Source organism: Chryseobacterium sp. SIMBA_028, assembly GCF_046535285.1.
Classification (GTDB): domain Bacteria; phylum Bacteroidota; class Bacteroidia; order Flavobacteriales; family Weeksellaceae; genus Chryseobacterium.
On record NZ_JAWRWZ010000738.1, the window covers coordinates 1 to 242 of the forward strand.

The 242-nt window shown below is 45.5% G+C and carries 1 protein-coding gene; it reads left to right on the top strand.

The window, feature by feature from the left end; genetic code table 11:
- The coding region (locus SCA31_RS25215) for a DUF4872 domain-containing protein (protein WP_410699671.1) at positions 1-242 on the top strand (242 nt) is incomplete at both ends.

Sequence of the window (242 nt, forward strand, 5' to 3'; positions counted from 1 at the left end):
CAAGAGCATTCCGAAATGGGCTGAGAAAAAAGGTACGAAAGTAACCAATCATTACCTGGGACAGCTGATCAGGATGCAGGAAGAAATCGGGACCGGCGGCGGCGGTTTCAGATTTATTTATGGAGCCTTCCTACAGGAAGCTGCCGATATTCTGAAAAACGATCAATTAAGAGAATTATCCAAGGAGATTACCGCTATCGGAGATCTTTGGAGGGATTTTGCAGTAGATATCGCCCGTGTTT